This window comes from Acinetobacter sp. TUM15064, from assembly GCF_008980265.1.
GTDB lineage: Bacteria > Pseudomonadota > Gammaproteobacteria > Pseudomonadales > Moraxellaceae > Acinetobacter.
The window spans coordinates 26,799-50,116 of the sequence record NZ_BKFU01000012.1; the positions used below are offsets into that span (position 1 = coordinate 26,799).

Here is a 23,318-nt window from a genome sequence, read left to right on the forward strand (position 1 = left end):
ATATATGCGCCTACCTGTGCTCACCTTTGATATTGAAACCATGACTGATTTGAGATCTGGGGCGCATTTATATGGTTTGGATTTGCCTGAGGCTGATTTGGAGGCTGCACTGACCAAATTGCGTCGCCAAGAGTCAGGCATGGATTTTCAACGTTTGGCTTTGCATGAAATTGTGTGTATTTCAGGCTTGTGGTTGGATGATCAAGGCCAGATGAAACTCTTTTCTTTTAGTCGCGAACAATACTCTGAAGCAGAAATTCTGAGTAAGTTTTTATCTATATTTGATAAGCGCTTACCAACTTTGGTGAGCTGGAATGGTGCGCAGTTCGACTTACCAGTGATCATGCTTCGTGCCATGTATCATGGTTTAACTGCACCTGCTTTGTTCGATCAGGGCGAAATTGACACACAAAAGCGCTATAATAACTATCAGAACCGTTATCATCAGCGCCACATCGACCTTATGGATGTGATGGCAATGTTTAATGGACGTCATTTCCAAAAACTGGATGATGTTGCACATTTGTTGGGTTATCCCGGCAAACGAGGCGATGGGGCTTATCATGTGCCTGAATATGTTCGGGCGCAGGAATGGCTTAAACTCACTAGTTATTGTGAAGGTGATGTGCTGAATACATGGCTGGTGTATTTACGTTGGCTCTTGCTCAAAGGGCAGTTGTTGACGCAAGACCATCGTCATTTGGTTTACCAAACCATTCAGTTTTTACAAACCCAGCCACAGCATCAAGATTTCTTAACGGTGTGGCGTGAGACCTCGCAACATACAGCTTTTACCGCTGCTGATTTTTCTTCTTCCCATATTTAGGTACACATGAAACATAGAGCCAAACCTCGTCCCACTCAACAGCCGAGTTATATCTTTCAGGTTGAGTCTCTTTCGCATGAAGGGCGTGGTATAGCACACTATGGTTCACATCCTGATCATCCTGTAGAAAAGCATGGCAAAAAAGTCTTTATTAGCTATGCTCTGCCTGGGGAAACCGTGAAAGCGCAGATTACCCACGCGGTAAAGCGTTTAGAGGAAGCCGATGCTGTTCAACTCATCAGTGAAGCCTCTGCTTTTCGTGTCGAGCCAAAGTGTCTGCATTTTAAAAGCTGTGGTGGCTGTAATATGCAGCACATTCATCCCGATGAGCAAATTCGTTTAAAGCAAAATGTACTGCAATCGCATTTGCAGCATTTTGCAGGTATTCAACCTGAAGAATGGTTGCCACCTTTGCGCTCTTTACGTGAAGACTACCGCCGTAAAGCACGCATTGGGGTGCGCTATATTCCCAATAAAGATAAGTTGGTGGTCGGTTTTCGCGAGCGCCAAACCAATAAACTGACTTCAATTGACCGCTGTTTGGTGTTGGATCAAGCGTTTGGTTCGATCACACGACTGAAGCAGTTACTCCAAAGTCTAACAGCCAAAGCCGCGATTGGTCATATAGAATTAGCGATGGGGGACAGTGATATTGCCCTTACGGTACGACATACTGAAAAATTAAACCCAGAGGATGTCAACCGATTAAAACAATTTGCGTTAGACAAAGGGTGGCAGTTGTATTTACAGGCTGAGGGCCCAGAAAGTTTAAAGCGTGTCGATGATGAACATGCAGCGATGCGTTTACATTATCGTTTAACTGATTTTGATGTGGAATTTGGTTTTAACCCTCAGGACTTTACTCAAGTCAACTCAACCATCAACCCACAAATGGTGAAATTGGCATGTGACTTGCTAGAATTACAACAAGGAGAGCGTGTGCTCGATTTGTTCTGTGGTTTAGGTAATTTCTCTTTGCCTTTGGCTCGATGTGTTGGTGCGATGGGAGAGGTGATTGCGGTTGAAGGTAGTGAGGAGATGGTTCAGCGTGGTGCGGAAAATGCAAAGTACAATGCATTGAGTCAGTTGAAGTTCTTTTCACAAGATTTAACAAAAGATTTTTCGCATCATTCTTGGGCAAATCAAGGATTTGATGCATTATTGATAGATCCTCCACGTGCAGGCGCAGAGGAAATAATGCATTATATGCCTAACTTTGGTGCAAAAAGAATCGTTTACGTGTCGTGTAATCCAGCGACACTCGCAAGGGATGCGGGGCTGTTGGTACAGCAGGGTTATCGGTTGGTTAAAGCTGGTGTGATGGACATGTTTACGCACACTGGTCATGTTGAGTCGATAGCATTGTTTGAAAAAGATAATGAGATAAACGATTAAAGAATATGAAGCGTAAAAATGTAGGAGATGGGTATGGTCACAGTACGTGAGCAACTACCTGGGCGACTTAATGAGTTGTCTCAGGAGGCGACTGTAGAGCATGCCGAACAAGCTCAACATGATTTGGCTGAATGGTTAGATCGTGTTCGAAGCATATTAGATGATGCGAAGCTTGAGCAACTCGAAGAAGTTGCCAATTTGACTTTACAAAAAGAGTTAGAAACCACAGTAAACCACCGTTCCAATATCTTTTATACAGGTATTGAGATGGCGGATATTCTGGCCCATTTGCATGTCGATGAAGATACTTTAGCTGCTGCGATGCTCTATCGTGGTGTACGTGAAGGGGTCATTCCTTTGGCGGAAGTGCAAGAGCACTTTGGTGAACAAGTACATGCCTTGGTCAAAGGCACTTTGTCCATGGGGAAGTTGTCTGACCTCATCGAGCAGAATAAACGCCTCGAAGATCATTTTAATAACAACCAGCGCGAGCACTTAAACGGCATTTATAAAATGTTGATTTCTGTGACCGAAGACGTCCGTGTTGTATTGATCAAACTGGCAGAGCGAACCTATGCACTGCGTGAATTGGCGACTTCTTCTAAAGAACGTCAAGAGCGTGTAGCACGCGAGATCTTAACCATTTACTCACCACTAGCACACCGTTTAGGGATTGCGCAGTTAAAGTGGGAACTTGAAGATCTGGCCTTTCGCTATTTAGCACCTGATCGTTATAAAGAAATTGCGACGCTACTGAATGAAAAGCGACTGGAGCGTGAGCAGTATATCCAGTTTGTTATAGATAAGTTGCGTGAAGCTTTGGCTGAACATGGTATAGAGGCTGAAATCAGTGGTCGGGTGAAACACATTTATTCGATTTATCGAAAAATGAAAAGTAAGAACCTGAGTTTCGATCAGCTCTATGACATACGTGCCGTCAGGGTTTTGGTGAAGACCGTCCCTGAGTGTTATCACTCTTTGGGGATCGTACATCAAATTTGGCGTCATATTCCGCATCAATTTGACGATTATATTACCAACCCGAAAGCCAATGGTTATCGTTCATTGCATACTGCTGTGATTGCGGAAAATAAATCACTTGAAGTACAAATTCGTACCAAAAATATGCATGAAGAAGCTGAGCTAGGGGTATGTTCACACTTTAATTATAAAGAAGGCGGCAAGAATACCGACCGCTCTTTTAACCACCGTTTACATTCATTGCGTGCTGTGCTTGAGCATTATCAAGAACGGAATGATGCCAATGTACATAAGTCAGATGATGATTCTGAAAATTTTGAACAAATTCAGGATTTTGAAGATTTTGAGAAGATTTACGTCTTTAGTCGTGATGGCGATATCAAAGAACTTCCACGTGGTTCGACCGTGCTTGACTTTGCTTATCATGTACACACCCAAGTTGGTAACAAATGCTATGCCGCACGGGTGAATCAGCGCTATGTTCCGCTGACTTATACCTTAAAAACGGGCGAGCAAGTTGAGATTTTAACCAAGAAAGACCGTGAGCCAAACCGCGATTGGTTGGTGAACTCTTTAGGTTATATCAAGACGGCACGTGCGCGTGACAAGTTGCGTCATTGGTTCCGCCAACAAGATCGTAGTAAAAACTTGGAAGTAGGCCGTGAGCTACTCAATAAAGAGCTTTCACGTTTAGCGATTCATCCGAAAAGTATTGATTTAAATGATTACTGCAATCATTTCAATGTCAAAGCGGGTGAAGACATCCTGATTGCACTGGTGAATGGTGACATTAGTCTACATGCGCTGATTAATCAGGTGAATCGTCATATGCATTTGGATCAGGATGAACCTGAGCTGGTGCTGAAGCCGACCTTGAACCCACGTGCTAGCCATACTTTGTCAGCACATGGCATTCTGATTGATGGTTTGGATAACGTTGAGCTGCATGTAGCTCAATGCTGTCAGCCTGTGCATGGCGAGTCGATTGCAGGTTATATCACCTTGAATCGTGGGGTGAGCATTCATAAAATTGCATGTCCAGATTACTTGCGCATGATTCAAAATGAACCTGAACGTGCAGTAGAAGCCGATTGGGAAATGCAGCCAACACGTGGTCAGAGTGTGCAAATTGTGGTGGAAGCTTATGATCGCCGTGGTTTGCTCAAAGATTTGACCCAAGTGATTTTTTCTGACCAAATCAATATTCGTCAGGTTAATACGATTTCTGAAGCAGATGGTATTGCCAATATGAAATTGTTGATTGAGGTCAAAGGCTTATCGCAACTATCGAAACTGTTGGCGCGGTTAGAGCAACAACCGGGCATCATTAGTGCGCGTCGTTTGGTGCAAGGTAACTAAGCGAATTGAAAAGAAAGAGCCTGCAATTGCAGGCTCTTTTTTTATTTAGAAAGATATAAGTTGGTCAGGCGATTCAGACATTGGGGACTGATTTTACTCAGTTGAAATAAAAGCTTGGCTTTAGCGCCCACGGCTTGATGGGTTGGAGTTAAAGCCGTATCTTTTTCAACAGCGCGTTGAAAAACGTGTTGTGCTACATCTTCCGCAGTTAAGTGTACTCCCATGTTTTGAATACTCTTCGCTTGCATATCCTGCACCATAGCAGTTTGTACAAATAGTGGCATGACATCGAGCACGCGAATGCCATATTTTTGCCATTCGGTATCTAAGCCTTCGGTGATACCGCGTACTGCAAACTTACTGGCAGAGTACGAGACCAAATCAGCTTGACCATAGATGGCTGAAGCCGATGAAAGGTTGATGACACGAGCAAAATTTGCTTGTTTGAGATAGGGCAATGCAGCGTGGCAGCCATTCAGTACGCCATTGACATTAATCGACATGGTTTTGTGATGTGCGCCGATCTCTGTTTGTTCAAAAGGCCCTGAGAATAGAATTCCTGCATTATTGACCAAGACATTGAGCTCGCCTGCCCATGTGACAAACTCGGCTAAAGCAGTTTGCCAGTCTTGATAGTTGGAAACATCGAGCTGTCCTGCTTTGGCATTTGGGCCGAGGCTAGCTGCCAGCTGTTCGGCTTGAGCGCTATTGATGTCATAAATCCCTACTTTGTAATGATGTGTATAAAATAAGCGGGCGATGGCTGCACCAATCCCTTGAGCTGCACCACTAATCAAAATACTGCGCATTGAAACTGCTCCTTGTTGCTCTTTTTCTTAATGTTATTGTTGTGATTGGATTGAGCATAACAAATGTATGCCGTCATAATGTAATTATTATCAATATGATTTTTGAAGAGAGATAAACATGGAACAATTGCTGAACGTGATGCGTGAGTTACGTGAAAAATGTCCATGGGATCAACAGCAAACCCCAGAAAGTTTAACCCGCTATGCCATTGAAGAAGCTTATGAAGTTGAAGATGCCGTGCGTTCAGGTGAGGCTGATGAGGTGCGTGATGAGTTGGGGGATTTACTGCTACAGGTGGTGTTCCAGTCGCAGATGTATGCTGAGCAAGGGGCTTTTAATTTTCAAGATGTGGTGCATGCCATCACCGAAAAGTTGATTCGTCGTCATCCACATGTTTTTCAAGCACAGCAGTTTTCGGTGTTGTCTGCTGAAGAGGTGGGCGAACTTTGGAAGCAAATTAAACAACAGGAAAAGCAAGGTCAGGCACAGTCTAGACTTGCCAGTATCAAACACGGGCCTGCCTTACAGCAGGCGGAACAGATTCAAAAAAATGTAGCACAGATCGGTTTTGACTTTCCTGATGTGGCAGGTGCTTATGCCAAGCTTGAAGAAGAATTAGCTGAATTGAAACATGCGGTTCAGCAGCAAAATTCCGATGAAATAGCAGATGAATTTGGCGATTGTTTATTTTCAATGATCAATGTTGGACGTAAACTGGGCGTCTCAAGCGAAATATCGCTTTTGAGTACGATTCATAAATTTCGGACTCGTTTTGCTTTCATTGAAGATCAAGCTTTGCAACAAAACAAAAATATTGAGCAAATGTCTTTAGCTGAAATGGATCATCTGTGGGAGCAAGCCAAATTACAATTGAAATAATAAAAATGGTGGTTTGAATTGATAAAAATAAAAGTAAGTTTGTTGATCATTGCTTTGTTATTACTGAGTTTATTGTCTTGGGTGCCGACCAGTTATGCACAGTCTTTTGATCAGAACTACCTGAGCTGGAAAGCTGAACAGCAAGCGTGGGATGATCGTATTCAAGTGCCCAAGAGCATGAAACGTGCTGTGTCTCCAGTTCAGCCTCAGTCTGTAACTGATGCGGATAAAATTAGTTTAAACCAAGCCAGTGTTGAACAGTTACAACAGCTTCAGGGTGTAGGTCTAAAGAAAGCCCAAGCAATTGTGGCCTATCGACAAAAACAGGGTGCATTCAAATCCATAGATGAATTACAGCAGGTGACAGGGATTGGGCCTGCCATTTTTCTGAAAAATAAAGCACGTTTGAGTTTATAGTCAAATGGAAAACTTTTCTTCATGAATTGCTCAGAATTCTGTTTTGCTTTCGAGAATCAAATTGCCCTTTGATTGTGTTAGAGATATCATTAGCGTCATCTTAGAATTTTACGTTTAGGCGTAGGAGACAGCGGCTTTTGCAAACTTTGCGCGCGTCAAAATGTGGTTTATCAACCGCTCAATTACCTTCTTACATTTTAGATGTGATCGATGCATTAACTAAGGCTGGCTATGAGGCTTATATCGTCGGAGGCGGTGTCCGCGACATGATGCTCGGCCTAAATCCTAAAGATTTTGATGCAGTGACCAATGCAACACCGTCACAGGTAAAAGAAGTTTTCGGACGACGTTGCCGTATTATCGGGCGCCGTTTTGAGCTGGCTCATGTCTATTCAGGTCGTGAGTTGGTTGAAGTTGCAACTTTCCGTGCACCGCCGAAGAAAGAAGTCACCTCAGCGCAAGGCATGATTTTGCGTGATAACAATTGGGGAACGATTGAGCAAGACTTTGCGCGTCGTGATTTTTCAATTAATGCAATGTACTATCAGCCACGCAAGGGCATTGTATTGGATTTTTGTCATGCCGTAGACGATATTAAAGATAAAACATTACGTCTATTGGGTGATGCGCAAACGCGTTTTGAAGAAGATCCTGTGCGCATGTTGCGTACTTTACGTTTTGCTGCAAAATTAGGTTTTTCAATTGATCAGAAAATTTTAGATGTTTTCAGTCTTGAAATGACACAACTGCTTCGCGATGTTTCTCCGCACCGCCTGTATGATGAATCTCAGAAGCTGTTTACAATGGGTCATCTGAATCGTGTATTGCCAATGCTGATTGACTTCGGAATTTGGAAACAACTATTTGCGGACATTCAGCCGAATATCAGCCCATTTATTGAGCGTGCGGCTAAAAATACGGATCAGCGTATTCAAGTCGGCAAAACCATTAACCCTGCCTTTTTCTATGCGGTGTTGCTCTGGAAACCGTTCCTAGAGCGTTGTGAGTTTTATAGCAGTAAAGGTGTGGTTGCTGCTGAAGCTCGTGCACAAGCGGGACTTGATGTATTAAAACGCCAAGCCACTCGGACGATTATTCCGCGCTTTGCTGAAACGTTTATTCGTGAAGTGTGGGAAATGCAAACGCGTTTACTTAACCCGAAAGCACAGCAAATTCAAGCATTATCAACCCATGCACGTTTCCGTGCAGGCTTTGACTTTTTATTGCTGCGTGAAAAATCGGGCGATGATAGTACGCAAGGTATGGGTCAATGGTGGGATGCATATCAATTAATGAGCACCGATGAAAAAGAGCGTGCCATTAGTCAATATAATCGCCAACGTGCAAAAACACGTCGCAGTGGCAAAGCAAGTGCTGAAGAAGCTGCTGTTGCTAAAACAGTAAGCCATGAAATAGAGCCTCTGGTAAAAGAACAAGAACCACGCAGTCGTCGCACGCGTAAGACCAAACAGCAGTCTGAAGTTCGATCTCAAGTGGGCGCGGTGACTACAACTGGCTCTGCGGAAATAGGTTTAGATCATCCAATTTTAAAACGCAAGCGTGTGAAGCGTGACTTGAGCAGTGTGATTTTTGGACCGACACAATGAGCATCGTCACGTACATTGGTCTAGGTAGCAACTTAGGCGACTCTAAAGTAATTTTGACTGAAGCGGTGCACAAGTTGGCCAGTCTTGGCGATGTGAAGACATCTAAGCTGTATCAAAGCCCACCGATGGGACCGCAAGACCAACCCAATTATTTAAATGCCGTGGTGCAACTCAGCACAGATTTGGCACCGTTGGCGTTGCTGGATGAACTACAACGTTTTGAACAAGAGTCGGGACGTGTACGTTTACGCCATTGGGGTGAACGCACTTTAGATTTAGATTTACTGCTTTATGCCGAAGAAAAAATTCAGCATGAACGTTTAACTGTGCCACATGTAGGGGTAATGGAGCGTGATTTTGTGCTTATCCCACTGTTGGATTTAGATCCTGATTTACACATTGATGGTATTGCGTTGAAGCAGTTGCCTGTTGTACAACAAGCGACATTAAGTGTGCTTGATGCAGGTAATTGGGCCGCGATTGAATTGAGCAATGCTCAAAATGTTGAAAAGGAATAGTTTGATGATTAGTTTAAATGACTTAAGAAAATTTAAAGCAGAAGGTCGCAAATTTTCCTGCCTAACTTGCTATGATGCAAGTATGGCAAAAGCAATGCAACTAGCTGAAATTGATACTATTTTAATTGGAGATTCTCTAGGGATGGCCATTCAAGGTCGTGATTCCACTTTGCCTGTTACGGTTGAGGATATGGCTTACCATACAGCAGCAGTATGTCGTGGTAATCAACATGCTTTCATTTTGACAGACTTGCCCTTTATGAGCTATGCCACTTTAAATGATGCTCTGCAAAGCTCAAAAGTTGTGATGCAGGCAGGTGCGCAAATGGTCAAAGTCGAAGGCGGTGCATGGCTTGCTGAAACAGTTCAGGTTTTGACACGAAATGGTATTCCTGTATGTGTACACTTGGGCTTAACCCCACAGTCTGTTCATGTGCTAGGCGGTTATAAATTACAAGCGCGCACACGTGAAGCCGCAGACCAGTTGATTGCCGACTGTCAGGCGGTTGTGGATGCGGGTGCTGCAATGTTGTTATTGGAATGTGTGCCTGCACAGCTCGGTAAAGAAATTAGTGAGTTGTTCCCGCATGTACCCGTTATTGGCATTGGCGCAGGTGTGGATACCGATGGTCAAGTCTTGGTGGTACAAGACATGCTTGGACTGACTTTTGGTCGTGTTGCAAAATTTGTACGTAACTTTATGAAAGAACAAGCAGGGGAAACTGCGATTTTGGATGCATTCAAGGCATACCATACAGCAGTACTAGATCGTTCATTCCCAGCTAAAGAACAAACATTTCAAGTCGAGCTGTAAAACATGAAAACTGAAACCACGATCCAAGGCCTCTCAGCATCATTGAACCCTGCGCGAACGGCTCGAAAGAGTATTGGTTTCGTACCGACCATGGGGAACTTGCACCAAGGGCATTTAAACCTTGTACGTGAAGCCAAAAAGCTTTGTGATGTGGTTGTGGTCAGTATTTTTGTGAACCCGATTCAATTTGGTCCAAATGAAGATTTTGATAGCTATCCACGTACCTTAGAGCAAGATCAGCGTTTGTTGGCTGATGTAGGGTGTGACATCGTTTTTGCACCATCGGTTGAACAAATGTATGGTAAAAATCCACGTTTGACCAACATTACTGTATCTGATATCACCAATGATTTATGTGGTTTACAACGCCCAGGACATTTTGATGGGGTGGCGGTGGTGGTGACAAAACTGTTCAATATTGTGCAACCAAATTTTGCCTTCTTTGGTGAAAAAGACTACCAACAGCTGGCGGTGATTCGTCAGTTTGTCCGTGATCTAAATATGCCACTTGAAGTGATTGGCGTTCCGATTGCACGAGCAGAAGATGGCTTGGCTTTGAGTTCACGTAATGGATACTTAAGTGAAGAAAATCGCCAAAAAGCACCAAGCATTTATCAAAGCTTAAAAGCAGCGGAGCAATCACTACAAACGGGTATCGCTTTAGCTGATGTGTTAACAAATATAAAGGCGACATTGACACAAGCGGGTTTTGTTGTGGATTATGTGGAAGCACGTACCCCAGCTTTACAAAAAGTAGATGCGTTTGATCAAGATGTAGTGTTGTTTGTTGCGGCAAAGCTTGATGTAACACGTTTAATTGATAACTTGAAAGTGAAACACATTTAGTTCGGGTTTGATGACAAAGGATTAAGATGAAGCGCATTTTAATTGTTACAGGACAGTCTGGTTCAGGTAAATCCTCTGCATTACAAGTATTGGAAGATCTAGGTTATTACTGTATTGATAATTTGCCTTTGGCTTTACTTCCTGAAATCGTGGCGAAACTGGATCGAGAAAATAATCTTGAACAATTAGCCTTGGGTGTGGATGTCCGCAGTACCCGTGCAGATTTGCAAGAATTTGACTTGGTGTTTGAACAATTGCAAAGACATGGTACGGTCGATATTATTTATTTGACCACCCGTGACCAAGAGTTGATTGCACGTTTTAGTGCTTCACGTCGTCCACATCCATTAGCAACGCGCTTTCAAAGCCTGAATCAGTGTATTCAGGAAGAGAAAACACTTTTATTGCCGATTAACTTGCGCTCTACCGTGCATATTGATACCACCGATAAAAGTGTGCACGATTTAAAGCACACCTTACTCTCAAAGTTAGGACAGTCAGATAATCTGATCCTGATTTTACAGTCTTTTGGCTTTAAACATGGTATTCCACTGGATGCAGATTATGTTTTTGATGTACGCCATTTACCCAATCCACACTGGGATTTGGAACTGCGTAAGCACTCTGGGCTAGACGCATCCGTGCAACAGTTTTTGGAGCAAAGTGGGCAAACGCATGAAATGTTCCAAGATATTTATAAGTTTTTAGATAAATGGTTACCTGCTTTTGCTGAGGGGCATCGTCATTATATGACTGTGTCTATTGGTTGTACGGGCGGGCAGCATCGTTCTGTATATATTGTGGATAGACTAAAAAAAGCTCTTGAGGCAAAATGGTCTGTTCAGGTCCTCCATCGAGAAATGAAGCACTGGTCATGATTGACACAACTGTTGACGTAATTAATAAACTAGGGTTACATGCGCGTGCATCTGGCAAGCTCATTGAAGTGACCACAAAATTCCGTTCTTCTATCCAAATTGGGAAAGCAGACAAATTGGTGGATGCCAAAAATATTATGTCCCTTCTGATGCTAGGCGCAGGGAAGGGCACCACTTTACGCTTACTGCTTGATGGTGCAGATGAAGAACAAGCTTTATCTGAAATTCAGGCACTTTTTGCAGCAAAATTTTACGAGGCAGATTAATCGTGGCACGTCGACCGCATAGTTTTACTGAAGAAGACTTTGAATCTTTAGAAGGACGTGCAAGTAAAACCGAACAGAAAAAAGCCGTACAACGTATGGCGTCTTTGGGTGCGCAACTGGCAGAGTTGAACACTAAACAAATTCAAAACTTACCTGTTGAAGAGCGTTTGATTGAAGCACTTTTGGATGTGAAACTGATTACATCAAATGAAGCACGTCGTCGCCAATTTTTACGCATTGGCAAGTTGCTGCGTAATGAAGACGAAACAGTGATTTTGTCTTATTTGACACCGCAACAAGGCGCGAAAAAAACCGCTCAATTGCTACGTTGGGTTGATCGTATGATCAAAGATGGTGACCCTGTGATTAATGAGTTTTCCAAAACCTATAATGCAGCTGAGCGTCATACCATTCGCCAACATGTTTTGCGTATTCACCGTGATATGAAACAACAGGCGGATGAAGAACAACTTAAAGCTTCACGTTTAAAGTTGTTTAATTACATTCAGCAAGTGGCTTTAATTTCAGATAATTAAGTCATTTAGATGTAAAAAGGCGACCTTTGAGGTCGCTTTTTTATGTGAGGACTTTTGCTTGTGCAGACTGCTGAATGTTTAGCTAAACTCACCCATTGCACGCTCTTTCGCCCAATCGCGCAAGACAAATTTTTGTAACTTGCCTGTCGAGGTTTTTGGAATTTCAGTAATTACCACATCTTTCGGGACTTTAAAACGTGCCAGATGTTGCTTACAAAACTCAATGATTTCCTCAGGTGTGGTTTCCTTACCTGCTTTGAGTTCAATAAATGCACAGGGTACTTCTTGCCAACGTGGATCGGGTTTCGCGACCACTGCAGCCGTTAAAATAGCAGGGTGTTGATACAGAATTTCTTCCACTTCGAGTGATGAAATATTCTCGCCTCCAGAAATGATGACATCTTTAGAGCGATCAGTAATTTTGGCATAACCATCAGGTTGGCAAACGGCAAGATCGCCTGTATGGAACCAACCACCAGCAAAGGCTTCTGCCGTGGCTTCTGGGTTTTTGAGATAGCCTTTCATCACAATGTTACCCCGGAACATAATTTCACCCATAGTTTGACCGTCATGCGGTACAGGTTGCATCGTGTCTGGATCCAGCACTTTCATACCATCTTGCAGTGGGTAAGGTACACCTTGGCGTGAGTGCAGCTGCGCTTGTTCCTGAATAGATAAGTCTGACCAACCCGCTTGAGAGGCACACAACGCAGAAGGCCCATAGGTTTCAGTCAGTCCATAGACATGGGTGACATTGATACCAATATGGCGCATGCCTTCAATGATTGCAGCAGGAGGCGCAGCACCTGCCACCATTACTTCAACGCGGTGTTCAAAGTGAACCCGTTGCTCTTCAGGGGTATTGATCAGCATGGATAACACAATTGGCGCACCACAGAAATAATCGACTTTATGCTCAGCGATCAATTTGAAAATGAGTTCAGGATCAATTTTACGCAGGCAGATATTGGTGCCCCCATTGGCTGCCATGGTCCATGCAAAGCACCAGCCGTTACAGTGGAATAAAGGTAAGGTCCACAAGTAGGTCGCACGTGGTGTCATGCCGCAAGCAATGATGTTACTGGCCGCATTGATATAAGCGCCACGGTGGTGATAAACCACGCCTTTGGGGTTGCCTGTGGTGCCAGAGGTGTAGTTAAGGCTGATGGCATCCCATTCATCTTGAGGTAAATGCCATTCAAAGTTCTCATCGCCTTCGGTTAACCAGTCTTCATACTCGATTTGCCCAATCGGGGCTGCAAAACAGTTTTCGTACTCAGCATCATCTACATCAATCACGAAAATATCGCGTCCGACCAAAGCCAAGGCTTCTTGTGCAACCGATGCAAACTCTGGATCCACCAATAAGACTTTGGTTTCTGCATGATCAAGCATAAATGCGATGGTTTTGGCATCTAAGCGCGTGTTCAATGTGTTGAGCACAGCACCTGCCATTGGGACTGCAAAATGTGCTTCGATCATTGCAGGGACATTGGGCAGCAAAACAGAGACAGTATCGTTTTTTGTGATTCCCAATTTTTGTAACTGTGAGGCAAATTGGCGGCAGCGAAGGTAAGTTTCACGCCATGAAATATGGCGGTGCCCATGAATGATGGCATCTTGATGAGGGTAAATATAAGCAGCTCGTTCTAAATAACGTAATGGTGACAAAGCCACAAAGTTTGCGGGGGTTCTTGGTAACTCATCATAAGCACTCACCATGTTGATCACTCCTGAATTTGGTATTATTTTTTCCATTGCTTAAAAGATATGCATTTTCAAGCCATCTTGCATTTATGCTTTAGTCGAGTTGTTCTTTTTAGATGAATTTATTGAACTTTTTTGTTTAGTTTATCTAAACTGAATGTATTAATTTTACGGAATTGATCCATTTGTAGTTCGATTTTAGCTTGCTTTTTGATCGGTTTGTGTCTCCTTGTGTTACGGTAATTTTTAATAAAAATAGATGCAATCGTTATTCTGAGCCTTGTGGTGATATGCAGGTTCAACAGCAAATCCCTTATTTGAGGGATGTGATGGACTGGCAAATGAATTCAAAATGCGCCGAAAAGCGAATTTTCTAGGCGAAAAGGTTTAATCCTGTGGATAACACGTGTAAAATTCGACTGATTTTATTTATCCACCGTTTTTATCTTTTGAGGTTTTACCTCGATCATAATCTCGCGGTGACATGCTCCATGGTACGGGGCATCACTCCTTAAGGATTTTTTATGCCAATTATCACTTTGCCAAATGGCGATCAAAAACAATTTGATCAAGCCGTATCTGTGATGGACGTTGCACTGAGCATCGGTCCAGGTCTTGCTAAAAATACAGTTGCAGGAAAAGTCGATGGTCGTTTAGTCGATGCATCTGATCTGATTACCACGGATGCAAGCCTTCAAATTATTACGCCTAAAGACGAAGAAGGGGTCGAAATTATTCGTCACTCTTGCGCTCACTTGGTGGGGCATGCGGTTAAGCAATTGTTCCCTGAAGCGAAAATGGTGATTGGTCCTGTCATTGAAGAAGGTTTCTACTATGACATTTGGATGCCACGTCCATTTACTTTAGATGATATGGCGGCCATCGAAGAGCGTATGAAAAAGCTCATCGACCAAGATTATGATGTCATCAAAAAAATGACCCCACGTGACGAAGTGATTGCAGAATTCACTGCACGTGGTGAAGAGTATAAATTACGCTTGATCGCGGACATGCCTGAAGAAACACAAATGGGCTTGTACTACCATCAAGATTATTTGGATATGTGCCGCGGTCCGCACGTACCAAATACTAAATTCTTAAAATCGTTCAAGCTGACTAAAATTTCAGGCGCTTACTGGCGTGGTGATGCGAAGAATGAACAACTTCAACGTATTTATGGTACAGCGTGGGCAGACAAGAAACAGCTTGCGGCTTATATCAAACGTATTGAAGAAGCTGAAAAGCGTGATCACCGTAAAATCGGTAAAGCTTTAGACCTGTTCCATATGCAAGAAGAAGCACCGGGTATGGTGTTCTGGCATCCAAATGGTTGGACGATTTACCAAGTACTTGAACAATACATGCGTAAAGTGCAGCAAGACAATGGTTATCTTGAGATTAAAACACCACAAATCGTAGACTTTACGCTGTGGGAAAAATCAGGCCATGCTGCAAACTATGCAGACAACATGTTTACGACGCATTCTGAAAGTCGTAACTATGCAGTGAAGCCAATGAACTGCCCATGTCACGTGCAAGTGTTCAACCAAGGTTTGAAATCTTACCGTGATTTACCAATTCGCTTAGCTGAATTTGGTTCATGTCACCGTAACGAACCATCGGGTTCATTGCACGGGATTATGCGTGTTCGTGGCTTTACTCAAGACGATGCACACATTTTCTGTACCAAAGAACAAATTGGGCCTGAAGTGGCAGACTTTATTAAACTGACTTTAGATGTTTATAAAGATTTTGGTTTTGAAGAAGTGCAGATGAAGTTATCTACTCGTCCGGAAAAACGTGTCGGGGATGATGCACTTTGGGATATGGCTGAAAAATCTTTAGCAGATGCTTTAGATGCTGCTGGTTTGGAGTGGGAACTTCAACCGGGTGAAGGCGCATTCTATGGTCCGAAAATTGAATTCTCACTGAAAGACTGCTTAGGCCGTGTATGGCAATGTGGTACAATCCAATGTGACTTCAATCTGCCAGAACGTTTAGATGCGTCATATGTCACTGAAGACAATGATCGTGATCAGCCTGTGATGTTGCACCGTGCAATTCTTGGCAGTTTTGAACGTTTTATTGGTATACTAATCGAACACTATGCGGGCTTTATGCCACCTTGGTTGACACCAATCCAAGCATGTGTGATGAACATTACCGATTCACAAGCGGAAGCATGTGAGTCAGTCGTCGCTAAACTTAAAGAAAACGGTCTCCGTGCGATTTCAGACTTGAGAAATGAGAAAATCGGCTTTAAGATTCGTGAACGTACATTAGAGCGTATTCCTTACTTACTGGTACTTGGGGACCGTGAGGTAGAGGAAGGTACAGTAAATGTCCGTACCCGCTCTGGGAAAAATTTGGGTACTATGTCAATCGACGCTTTCGTTGACTTAGTAAAAGCAGCCGTTGCCGAACGCGGCCGGTACATTGTGGAGTAACAGCGATTAAACAGCCTGACCGTAATCAACAGGGCGGTAACAAATCAAACCGTCCTGCGTTGAATGATGAAATTCGTGCGAAAGAAGTCCGTCTTGTAGACGAAAATGGTGAGCAAAAAGGTATTGTTAGCTTGGCAGAAGCATTACGCGCTGCTGAAAGTGTTGAGCTTGATCTTGTTGAGATCGTAGCCAACGCTGAACCGCCTGTTTGTAAAATCATGGATTTCAACAAGCATTTGTTTGATCTAAAGCAAAAGCAGAAAGAAGCGAAGAAAAAACAGCATCAAGTACAGGTGAAAGAAATCAAACTCCGCCCGGGTACTGATGTTGGTGATTACAACGTAAAACTACGTGCAATCACTAAGTTCCTTGAAGAAGGCAACAAAGTAAAAATTACCCTTCGTTTCCGTGGTCGTGAAATGGCACACCAACAACTTGGTTTGGCTCAATTACAAAAAGTTGAAGCAGATGTGGTTGAAGTGGGTGTTGTAGAACAAGCACCGAAAATGGAAGGTCGTCAAATGGGTATGTTGCTTGGTCCTAAAAAGAAAAAGTAATAATCTATTGATTAAAAAAAGCACTGCCTATGCAGTGCTTTTTTATTACCTAACGATGAACCATTTTTAATAAACTGCATCTAATCTAGCTATAAAGTAACCTGAAAAGCACATAAGCCATCTATTTCAAGTGCAATTTCAACATTACCAAAGCCACTATTCTTTAGGCTCTCAATGTGTTCATGTTTATTCATATATAATTCTCGATTACCCATCTGTCCATCGGGTTCAGCAAGATGGTCAGTGATGAAATATGTACCATTAGGCTGAATTACATGTTGCGCAATGCTTTTATGAAAATCGTTGGTATATGCTTTATGGCGAAGTTCATGTAAAGCCTGATGAATGACAACATAATCAAAGCGTTGATTAAGAAGGGCGGTATACCAGTCCTGCTGTTTAAAATCAGCGATGATGAAATCTACAGACGTATAAGCAATAGTAGCTAAACGTTGTTTGGCTAAGCTATGCATGGCTACTGAAAAATCGACGGCGGTATAATTGATATTGGGGCGTCTATCTAGAAGTTCATATGCCAAGAAACCTGGCCCTGAACCTAGTTCTAAAATACGAACATCAGGCTTTGGGTGGCTTAGAATTTGTGAAATATAGTGTTTGAAGAACTCTAACCGGTAAGGACGTTTAATATTCGCTTCTTTTGCCCATTGAGTCGCTTCAAGCGGGTCTTTTAAATTGATCGGGCTTGGAATATCAATGATTTTATTCATTTTGTTGGGTGGTTTTTATTCAAATATGTGCTAAATAATATATAAAATTACATAAAAATAATCACGTTTAATTATGATATCGTGTATCTAAAATAAGCGAATAAACTTAGGAAATAAGAATGATTGATTTGTACTATTGGGGAACACCCAACGGACATAAAATTAGCATCGCATTAGAAGAAATGGGTTTGGAGTATCAAGTCTTTCCCATTAATATTTTAGAAAATGACCAATTTCAACCTGATTTTCTTCGTATTTCACCTAACAATAAAATTCCTGCGATTGTGGATCAAGATGGCCCCAAAGGTGAAGCTATTTCGGTGTTTGAGTCAGGAGCAATTCTGCAGTATTTAGGGCGTAAAACAGGGCAGTTTTATCCACGGGATGAGCAGTTCCGTGTTGAAGTTGAGCAGTGGTTAATGTGGCAAATGGGTGGTTTTGGCCCTATGCTTGGACAGAACCATCATTTTAGTAAATTTGCTCCTGAACGTATTGCCTATGCAACTGAACGCTATGTTAATGAAACCAAACGTCTATATGTTGTATTAGACAAGCAACTTTTTGGGCAAGATTATGTGGCAGGAGAGTATTCGATAGCGGATATGGCAATTTTCCCATGGATTTTGCGTTATGAATGGCAACAAATTGATTTAAATGATTATCCTAATGTCAAAGCTTATATGGAGCGTATTCAAGCACGCCCTGCAGTACAACGAGCACTGGCGATTCGAGTTAATTAGGTACAAAAGTAATGACTTGAATTGTGTTAAGCTTAGTGCCTTCAAGGTATAAGCCATTCTTTAAAGCCACCGATGGGTGGCTTTTTTGTTGAAAGTTGTTTGGACATCAGCGTAATGAAAAAAGAGTTTTTCCTCAATTTAACCCGCATTATTGAAGCGAATCCTAAAATCTATCTCAGTATTATTGTGGGGATTGCGGGATGTTTGATGCTTTTTGTAGCTGAAGCGGTACACATTCAAAAAATCATTGAACTGCTGAATACCAAAGATCAGGTGGTACTCCGCGCTGCTATTGAACCGATTGCCGATAAGTATTCATGGTCACGTTGGTCTTTGTTGATTCTGGCATTGATCTGGTCAGGTTTTGCTTATAGCTCAACCAAGAAAAAACTGGGTTTAAAATCATAAAATGATGTGGACCTTAGGACTGCTTTTCCTTTCTGCTTTTGGAGCTGCGACACTGCTACCGTTACAGTCAGAGGCAGTCTTGGTGGGATTGTTGGCTCAGACGCAGTATCCAGTGTGGTTACTAGTGGCTGTCGCCAGTTTAGGCAATGTTCTAGGTAGTTGTGTCAATTGGTGGCTGGGTCTTAAAGTTGAGCAATACAAAAATAAAAAATGGTTTCCAGTCTCAGAGCAAAAGATGTTGCAGGCACAGGGCATTTATCAAAAATATGGTTTTTGGTCTTTATTGCTCAGTTGGGTGCCCATCATTGGTGATCCGATTACTCTGATTGCAGGATTGCTCAAAGAAAACTTTGTTCGTTTCTTATTGATGGTGAGCATTGCGAAAATAGGGCGTTATCTTTTTGTGTATTGGATGTTTAGTCAATTCTAATCGGTCTTCAAATGCTGTTATTGACCAACAGATTTTTAATGGTTTTTAGCTTTGTAAGAAGTCAGGACACGAGCTATCGAAAACTCGTGTCATCTTAAATTTTAACGACAAGACTCAAGGTCAAATTCAATCGCATCTTTAAATTTAGATTTTTTATAGAGCCACAGTGTACTTGCTGTGCGTTTAACACTGACTTTGCTATTGGCAACAGCGTGTAAAACCTGCTGATCAAGCTCATAAATGCCAGAGCCTTTAGTAATCTTGGGCTTTTTCACGTTGCCTTGTTTATCTGTTTTGAAGCTAAATTTAACTTGACGGTCATGACCATTTAACTGTGTTGAATCTAATCCAAGCGTAGGTTGAGTTTGATATTGAAAAGGCACTTTTTGTTGCTGTTGTTGCGCAAGCCAGTTCTTAGAGTCAAAGGTGTAGTTACATGCTTCGGCGTTATCTGGCGTTAAGTTTAAATTAAAAACTTGATAACCAATGACGGCAGAAGCAGTATCATCTTCAACAAAAGGTTTTACTTTGGCTTGAAGCACAGCATTCACCAACTTTTCATCCAAAGCTTTGAGCCCAGTACTTTCCTGTACGGTGGCTTTGGTCACATCGCCTGTTTCATCTGCATAGATACGAATAATCGCTGCACGGTTTTGCTGATTTAAATCGCTATTTTTATATTGGGGTTTGGGAAAATCGACCCATTGAATACGCGTGGTCAAATGTGCTGATTGAGCTGAACTTTTTTGAATGGTGAGTTCTAATGGTGGCTGAGCTGCATGGCTTAAATGAACGGGCAATGTTGATAATGCAAGCAATAAGAGTGGTTTCATATGATCAATTTCTTTTATAACGCATCCAGTGCGTATGACTTAAATAATGGTTGCGAGTATTTCCTGAATTGAAAAGACTCGCAAGTTATATTGTTAAATTAAAAACTATTTCTGCTCGGCTTGAGTAATGTCGACGCCAAATAAGTCTTTGGTTTTAGCCCAACTCAGTGCGACCACCAATAAGGTCATGCTGCCGCCAAAAACTGTTGCAATCACAGGACCTAAATATTTAGCTGCAAGACCTGACTCAAATGCCCCTAATTCATTACTACTCGATACAAACATACCGTTTACTGCCGCAACACGACCTCGCATATTCTCAGGAGGATAGATTTGTAAAATGGTCTGACGGATTACCACTGAAATACTGTCGCAAGCCCCTGTCATAGCCAGAGCAAACAAAGACAGCCATAAGGAGTTTGAGTACGCAAACAAAAGTGTAAATAGCCCAAAACCTGCAACAGCAAGTAGCATATTGCGCCAAGCATGTCGGGTGGGTGGAAAACGAGTCAGCGCAATCATGGTGATAAGCGCACCAATTGACGGTGCTGCACGTAAATAGCCTAATCCTTCTGGACCAATTTTTAAAATATCTTCAGCAAAGATTGGGAGTAAAGCAATCACACCACCGAACAGTACAGAGACTAAGTCGAGTGAGATGGCCCAGAGGACGATTTTAGTTTTAGCAATAAAGCGAAAGCCTTCACCTAGGCTTTGCAGCACATGTTCTGTTTCAATTTTAGGAAACGTGCGTTTACTTAAAAGATTGACGAGTAAAAAGCACAGACCAAGTATCACTGCTACACTGATTAAACTAGTTTCACGACCTAAAAAAGCCAACATCAACCCACCCAGCATCGGGCCAATAATCACCCCACTTTGCCAACCAATGGTGGTCCATGTGGCGCCGTTGGCATAAATGTCTCGTGGAATTAAAAAGGGTTTGAGAGACGTTGCGGATGGATTATAGAAACCTCGAATCGTTCCTAGACCAAAGATCACTGCATATACACCCCATGACAGGGTGGAGAGCTCGATGTGCTTTAAGCCATAAGCATGAAATAATCCCCATAGCACCAAGGGCAGTGGAATGGCAAAGAATAAGCAGATTTTCATGATACTTTGTTTATTAAAACGATCCGCAAAATAACCACCCCATAAGGAAAGTGCAATAAAGGGGATTGCTTCTGCTAAACCAATTAAACCTAGAGTCAGTGGATCTTTAGTGAGGGTGTACAAGGAGTACGCCACAATAATTTCCTGAATTAAAATGGCAAGCGTCAGGCAAAATTGATTCAGTGTAACAATCGAGAAGTCTCGGTAGCGGAGCGCAGCAAACGCATCCTGTTTGACGTTCATAAGGATACAATATTAGATGGATGAGGCATTATACGGCTTGGATGTGCGTGTGTTTATAAATTCATCGCTTAAAGCTTATCGGGAAATAGACTAAGCTTACTTTTATTGTTGATTATTTGCTTTTGTTTTAGACAAAGTTCGATTAGAATATTCGCTCCCTTACCTGCAGGTCGTTTTGCAATGGTGCAAACGTTCCGAACAGGTGTTCAAAAGAGGTTGTTATGCCTAAGATGAAAACTCGCCGTGGTGCAGCTAAGCGTTTCAAAGCGACTGCAAACGGTTTCAAGCGTAAACAAGCGTTCAAACGCCACATTTTGACCAAAAAATCTGCTAAGCGTATTCGTCAATTACGCGGCTGTGTAATGGTTCACGTGAGTGACGTTGCTTCAGTTCGTCGTATGTGCCCATACATCTAAGGAGATTATAAATGGCTCGTGTAAAACGTGGTGTACAGGCTCATCGCCGTCATAAAAAAATTCTTGCTCGTGCTAAAGGTTACTACGGCGCTCGTTCACGCGTATATCGCGTAGCGTTCCAAGCAGTAATCAAAGCGGGTCAATACGCTTACCGTGACCGTCGTCAGAAAAAACGTCAATTCCGTGCTCTATGGATTGCGCGTATTAATGCTGGTGCTCGTCTAAATGGTTTATCGTACAGCCGTATGATCGCTGGCTTGAAAAAAGCTCAAGTGATTATCGACCGTCGCGTACTTGCTGACATCGCTATGCATGACGCAGTTGCATTTGCTGCTTTAGCTTCTAAAGCTAAAGATGCATTAGCTGCATAAGTCTTTAAGACTTAAAAAAAGACCGCTTTTTAGCGGTCTTTTTTATTGCCTATTCTTTTAATCCCATTGAGAGTTTTGATGTTTCAAAATTAGAGCGTTATAGGTATTCATCAAAAACTAAAAATATTCCATCGGGCGGGTGAGCGTTGGATATTATGATTATGTGATTTGAGCGGGATGCATCAAAGCAAATCATAGACTAGACATTAGCGTGTGATACAACCATGATGATGTATAGCGAAAAAGCTTGGATTGGAATTGGATACAACAATGAAAAGAATAAACGTAGTTGGTACATCAGCCACGGGCAAATCGACCTTTTCCAGAGCTTTGGCTGAGAAGCTAGGCTTGCATTATATTGAATTAGATAACTTATTTTGGTTGGATGATTGGCAGGAATGTCCAGATGAAGTATTTTTTGCCAAAATTGAGTCTGAAACACAAAAAGCGACACAAGGTTATGTCATTGATGGTAACTATACCCGAGCCATTCCTGTGAAATGGGCGGAAATTGATACGGTTATTTGGTTGGACTTACCATTTCCAGTCAATCTGTATCGTTCTGTGAAACGTGCTGTTCAACGTACATGGGCGCAACAAGATTTATGGGCAAACTCCAATAATCGTGAAAGCCTCTTGCGTATGTTTGGTCGGGATTCAATCATTTGGTGGATGGTAAAAACCCATGCTAAAAATAGAAAAAAATATTTAAACATGATGCAGATGCCCGAATATCAGCATATAAAGTGGATTCATCTAAAGACACCTAAACAGGTGAAAAACTTTTTAGATCAATTGGTGGTTGAGTAGAGTACAGCTTAAATTTATGAAACATGAAAAAATGAAGTCTTATATGTAAAACCATAGCTGAACTTTGGTTACATAAATCTGCTTTAATCTGAAATGTGATAGATGCCTAATAAATAAAAAGATTGATAAGACAAGGATCAGGATATGCTTGTAGAGATTACAGGGATGGGACAAGGCAGTATTGCTGTAGAGTTACAAATGGTTCCAAGGAAAGGGGAGTCGGTCAAAATTATGTATGGGCCTGATGCAGAGCTAGAAGGCGAGGTGGTTTCAGTCAATCATTATATTAATCAACATGCCGATGAACATAAAATACAAATTAAGATTCAGCCTTTTAATTATTTAATTACAGCATGATTTAGTGTGGGGAAATAAAAAAG

At 42.2% G+C, this 23,318-nt stretch carries 26 protein-coding genes; 21 read left to right on the forward strand and 5 right to left on the reverse strand.

What is annotated here, in order from left to right; translation table 11 throughout:
* Positions 1-4 precede the first annotated feature (4 nt).
* Genes GBI16_RS05825 through GBI16_RS05835 form a run of 3 tightly spaced genes read left to right on the forward strand, consistent with a single transcriptional unit; the run spans position 5 to position 4,561 of the window.
* The gene (locus GBI16_RS05825; protein ID WP_151706710.1) at positions 5-826 is read left to right on the forward strand and encodes a 3'-5' exonuclease; all 822 of its coding nucleotides are present in this window, start codon (positions 5-7) and stop codon (positions 824-826) included.
* Between the two features lie 6 nt (positions 827-832).
* Positions 833-2,221, forward strand: a complete 1,389-nt coding sequence (gene rlmD / locus GBI16_RS05830; RefSeq protein WP_151706711.1) for a 23S rRNA (uracil(1939)-C(5))-methyltransferase RlmD — start codon at positions 833-835, stop codon at positions 2,219-2,221.
* Between the two features lie 33 nt (positions 2,222-2,254).
* Positions 2,255-4,561, forward strand: coding sequence for a bifunctional (p)ppGpp synthetase/guanosine-3',5'-bis(diphosphate) 3'-pyrophosphohydrolase (locus tag GBI16_RS05835; RefSeq protein WP_086209857.1), 2,307 nt, complete (start codon positions 2,255-2,257; stop codon positions 4,559-4,561).
* A 41-nt stretch (positions 4,562-4,602) separates the two neighbouring features.
* On the opposite strand, the gene GBI16_RS05840 is transcribed toward GBI16_RS05835, so the two are convergent.
* Entirely contained in the window at positions 4,603-5,370 is a 768-nt protein-coding gene (locus tag GBI16_RS05840; RefSeq protein WP_086209856.1) for an SDR family oxidoreductase, read from the reverse strand.
* Between the two features lie 118 nt (positions 5,371-5,488).
* Between GBI16_RS05840 and mazG the strand changes: the two genes are divergently transcribed.
* The 9 genes from mazG to yjgA all read left to right on the forward strand — a co-directional run bounded on the left by mazG (position 5,489) and on the right by yjgA (position 12,132).
* A complete protein-coding gene (mazG, locus tag GBI16_RS05845; protein WP_086209855.1) occupies positions 5,489-6,250 on the forward strand; it encodes a nucleoside triphosphate pyrophosphohydrolase in 762 nt (253 codons plus the stop codon).
* Positions 6,251-6,268: 18 nt separating this feature from the next.
* Positions 6,269-6,667, forward strand: a complete 399-nt coding sequence (locus GBI16_RS05850) for a ComEA family DNA-binding protein (protein WP_151706712.1) — start codon at positions 6,269-6,271, stop codon at positions 6,665-6,667.
* A 137-nt stretch (positions 6,668-6,804) separates the two neighbouring features.
* Positions 6,805-8,274 carry a polynucleotide adenylyltransferase PcnB gene (pcnB, locus tag GBI16_RS05855; RefSeq protein WP_151706713.1) on the forward strand — a complete coding sequence of 490 codons (1,470 nt, stop codon included), beginning with the start codon at positions 6,805-6,807 and terminating at the stop codon, positions 8,272-8,274.
* A complete protein-coding gene (folK, locus tag GBI16_RS05860) occupies positions 8,271-8,792 on the forward strand; it encodes a 2-amino-4-hydroxy-6-hydroxymethyldihydropteridine diphosphokinase (protein WP_151706714.1) in 522 nt (173 codons plus the stop codon). The genes pcnB and folK overlap by 4 nt, the downstream gene beginning before the upstream one ends.
* Positions 8,793-8,796: 4 nt before the next feature.
* Positions 8,797-9,606: a 3-methyl-2-oxobutanoate hydroxymethyltransferase gene (panB, locus tag GBI16_RS05865; protein ID WP_086209851.1), complete on the forward strand. Its 810-nt coding sequence runs from the start codon at positions 8,797-8,799 to the stop codon at positions 9,604-9,606.
* A 3-nt stretch (positions 9,607-9,609) separates the two neighbouring features.
* The gene (gene panC / locus GBI16_RS05870) at positions 9,610-10,452 is read left to right on the forward strand and encodes a pantoate--beta-alanine ligase (RefSeq protein ID WP_086209850.1); all 843 of its coding nucleotides are present in this window, start codon (positions 9,610-9,612) and stop codon (positions 10,450-10,452) included.
* Positions 10,453-10,478: 26 nt separating this feature from the next.
* The gene (gene rapZ, locus GBI16_RS05875) at positions 10,479-11,330 is read left to right on the forward strand and encodes an RNase adapter RapZ (RefSeq protein ID WP_086209849.1); all 852 of its coding nucleotides are present in this window, start codon (positions 10,479-10,481) and stop codon (positions 11,328-11,330) included.
* Positions 11,327-11,596 (forward strand): HPr family phosphocarrier protein, encoded by a 270-nt coding sequence (locus GBI16_RS05880; protein WP_151706715.1) that lies wholly within the window; start codon positions 11,327-11,329, stop codon positions 11,594-11,596. Before rapZ ends, GBI16_RS05880 begins: the two co-directional genes overlap by 4 nt.
* Positions 11,597-11,598: 2 nt before the next feature.
* Positions 11,599-12,132, forward strand: coding sequence for a ribosome biogenesis factor YjgA (gene yjgA / locus GBI16_RS05885; protein WP_086209847.1), 534 nt, complete (start codon positions 11,599-11,601; stop codon positions 12,130-12,132).
* Between the two features lie 78 nt (positions 12,133-12,210).
* Here the strand turns inward: yjgA and GBI16_RS05890 are convergent, their stop codons facing one another.
* Complete coding sequence (locus tag GBI16_RS05890) at positions 12,211-13,854, reverse strand: acyl-CoA synthetase (protein WP_110975528.1); 1,644 nt, start codon at positions 13,852-13,854, stop codon at positions 12,211-12,213.
* Positions 13,855-14,363: 509 nt separating this feature from the next.
* Here GBI16_RS05890 and thrS point away from each other — a divergent pair.
* The gene (gene thrS / locus GBI16_RS05895) at positions 14,364-16,286 is read left to right on the forward strand and encodes a threonine--tRNA ligase (protein WP_086209845.1); all 1,923 of its coding nucleotides are present in this window, start codon (positions 14,364-14,366) and stop codon (positions 16,284-16,286) included.
* 59 nt (positions 16,287-16,345) lie between these two features.
* Positions 16,346-16,843 carry a translation initiation factor IF-3 gene (gene infC / locus GBI16_RS05900; protein WP_395579355.1) on the forward strand — a complete coding sequence of 166 codons (498 nt, stop codon included), beginning with the start codon at positions 16,346-16,348 and terminating at the stop codon, positions 16,841-16,843.
* Positions 16,844-16,932: 89 nt separating this feature from the next.
* Here the strand turns inward: infC and GBI16_RS05905 are convergent, their stop codons facing one another.
* Complete coding sequence (locus tag GBI16_RS05905) at positions 16,933-17,571, reverse strand: class I SAM-dependent methyltransferase (protein WP_119064918.1); 639 nt, start codon at positions 17,569-17,571, stop codon at positions 16,933-16,935.
* Positions 17,572-17,690: 119 nt separating this feature from the next.
* On the opposite strand from GBI16_RS05905, the gene GBI16_RS05910 reads away from it, so the two are divergent.
* From GBI16_RS05910 to GBI16_RS05920, 3 genes are all read left to right on the forward strand, one after another.
* Complete coding sequence (locus tag GBI16_RS05910) at positions 17,691-18,311, forward strand: glutathione binding-like protein (RefSeq protein ID WP_151706716.1); 621 nt, start codon at positions 17,691-17,693, stop codon at positions 18,309-18,311.
* A gap of 114 nt (positions 18,312-18,425) precedes the next feature.
* Complete coding sequence (locus GBI16_RS05915) at positions 18,426-18,719, forward strand: hypothetical protein (RefSeq protein WP_151706717.1); 294 nt, start codon at positions 18,426-18,428, stop codon at positions 18,717-18,719.
* 1 nt (position 18,720) lies between these two features.
* A complete protein-coding gene (locus tag GBI16_RS05920) occupies positions 18,721-19,149 on the forward strand; it encodes a YqaA family protein (protein WP_086209841.1) in 429 nt (142 codons plus the stop codon).
* Positions 19,150-19,250: 101 nt separating this feature from the next.
* On the opposite strand, the gene GBI16_RS05925 is transcribed toward GBI16_RS05920, so the two are convergent.
* Both GBI16_RS05925 and GBI16_RS05930 read right to left on the reverse strand, forming a co-directional pair.
* Positions 19,251-19,982: a TonB family protein gene (locus GBI16_RS05925; RefSeq protein WP_151706718.1), complete on the reverse strand. Its 732-nt coding sequence runs from the start codon at positions 19,980-19,982 to the stop codon at positions 19,251-19,253.
* A 105-nt stretch (positions 19,983-20,087) separates the two neighbouring features.
* Positions 20,088-21,341 (reverse strand): MFS transporter, encoded by a 1,254-nt coding sequence (locus GBI16_RS05930; RefSeq protein ID WP_151706719.1) that lies wholly within the window; start codon positions 21,339-21,341, stop codon positions 20,088-20,090.
* A 221-nt stretch (positions 21,342-21,562) separates the two neighbouring features.
* Here GBI16_RS05930 and rpmI point away from each other — a divergent pair, with 221 nt between their 5' ends.
* The 4 genes from rpmI to GBI16_RS05950 all read left to right on the forward strand — a co-directional run bounded on the left by rpmI (position 21,563) and on the right by GBI16_RS05950 (position 23,295).
* Entirely contained in the window at positions 21,563-21,757 is a 195-nt protein-coding gene (gene rpmI / locus GBI16_RS05935; protein WP_004278281.1) for a 50S ribosomal protein L35, read from the forward strand.
* 11 nt (positions 21,758-21,768) lie between these two features.
* Positions 21,769-22,128, forward strand: coding sequence for a 50S ribosomal protein L20 (rplT, locus tag GBI16_RS05940; protein WP_004692276.1), 360 nt, complete (start codon positions 21,769-21,771; stop codon positions 22,126-22,128).
* A 270-nt stretch (positions 22,129-22,398) separates the two neighbouring features.
* Positions 22,399-22,938, forward strand: coding sequence for an adenylate kinase (locus tag GBI16_RS05945; protein ID WP_151706720.1), 540 nt, complete (start codon positions 22,399-22,401; stop codon positions 22,936-22,938).
* A 144-nt stretch (positions 22,939-23,082) separates the two neighbouring features.
* Positions 23,083-23,295 carry a KOW motif-containing protein gene (locus GBI16_RS05950; protein WP_086209837.1) on the forward strand — a complete coding sequence of 71 codons (213 nt, stop codon included), beginning with the start codon at positions 23,083-23,085 and terminating at the stop codon, positions 23,293-23,295.
* Positions 23,296-23,318 lie beyond the last annotated feature (23 nt).

Bases quoted from the DNA above. Each gene is read 5' to 3' on its own strand.
- mazG (WP_086209855.1), top strand. From the start codon at position 5,489: ATGGAACAATTGCTGAACGTGATGCGTGAGTTACGTGAAAAATGTCCA.
- thrS (WP_086209845.1), top strand. From the start codon at position 14,364: ATGCCAATTATCACTTTGCCAAATGGCGATCAAAAACAATTTGATCAA.
- rpmI (WP_004278281.1), top strand. From the start codon at position 21,563: ATGCCTAAGATGAAAACTCGCCGTGGTGCAGCTAAGCGTTTCAAAGCG.
- GBI16_RS05945 (WP_151706720.1), top strand. From the start codon at position 22,399: ATGAAAAGAATAAACGTAGTTGGTACATCAGCCACGGGCAAATCGACC.
- panB (WP_086209851.1), top strand. From the start codon at position 8,797: ATGATTAGTTTAAATGACTTAAGAAAATTTAAAGCAGAAGGTCGCAAA.
- GBI16_RS05880 (WP_151706715.1), top strand. From the start codon at position 11,327: ATGATTGACACAACTGTTGACGTAATTAATAAACTAGGGTTACATGCG.
- GBI16_RS05905 (WP_119064918.1), bottom strand. From the start codon at position 17,571: ATGAATAAAATCATTGATATTCCAAGCCCGATCAATTTAAAAGACCCG.
- GBI16_RS05915 (WP_151706717.1), top strand. From the start codon at position 18,426: ATGAAAAAAGAGTTTTTCCTCAATTTAACCCGCATTATTGAAGCGAAT.
- GBI16_RS05910 (WP_151706716.1), top strand. From the start codon at position 17,691: ATGATTGATTTGTACTATTGGGGAACACCCAACGGACATAAAATTAGC.
- GBI16_RS05825 (WP_151706710.1), top strand. From the start codon at position 5: ATGCGCCTACCTGTGCTCACCTTTGATATTGAAACCATGACTGATTTG.
- GBI16_RS05930 (WP_151706719.1), bottom strand. From the start codon at position 21,341: ATGAACGTCAAACAGGATGCGTTTGCTGCGCTCCGCTACCGAGACTTC.
- GBI16_RS05890 (WP_110975528.1), bottom strand. From the start codon at position 13,854: ATGGTGAGTGCTTATGATGAGTTACCAAGAACCCCCGCAAACTTTGTG.
- panC (WP_086209850.1), top strand. From the start codon at position 9,610: ATGAAAACTGAAACCACGATCCAAGGCCTCTCAGCATCATTGAACCCT.
- rapZ (WP_086209849.1), top strand. From the start codon at position 10,479: ATGAAGCGCATTTTAATTGTTACAGGACAGTCTGGTTCAGGTAAATCC.
- folK (WP_151706714.1), top strand. From the start codon at position 8,271: ATGAGCATCGTCACGTACATTGGTCTAGGTAGCAACTTAGGCGACTCT.
- GBI16_RS05835 (WP_086209857.1), top strand. From the start codon at position 2,255: ATGGTCACAGTACGTGAGCAACTACCTGGGCGACTTAATGAGTTGTCT.
- GBI16_RS05925 (WP_151706718.1), bottom strand. From the start codon at position 19,982: ATGAAACCACTCTTATTGCTTGCATTATCAACATTGCCCGTTCATTTA.
- GBI16_RS05920 (WP_086209841.1), top strand. From the start codon at position 18,721: ATGATGTGGACCTTAGGACTGCTTTTCCTTTCTGCTTTTGGAGCTGCG.
- rplT (WP_004692276.1), top strand. From the start codon at position 21,769: ATGGCTCGTGTAAAACGTGGTGTACAGGCTCATCGCCGTCATAAAAAA.
- GBI16_RS05950 (WP_086209837.1), top strand. From the start codon at position 23,083: ATGCTTGTAGAGATTACAGGGATGGGACAAGGCAGTATTGCTGTAGAG.
- rlmD (WP_151706711.1), top strand. From the start codon at position 833: ATGAAACATAGAGCCAAACCTCGTCCCACTCAACAGCCGAGTTATATC.
- GBI16_RS05840 (WP_086209856.1), bottom strand. From the start codon at position 5,370: ATGCGCAGTATTTTGATTAGTGGTGCAGCTCAAGGGATTGGTGCAGCC.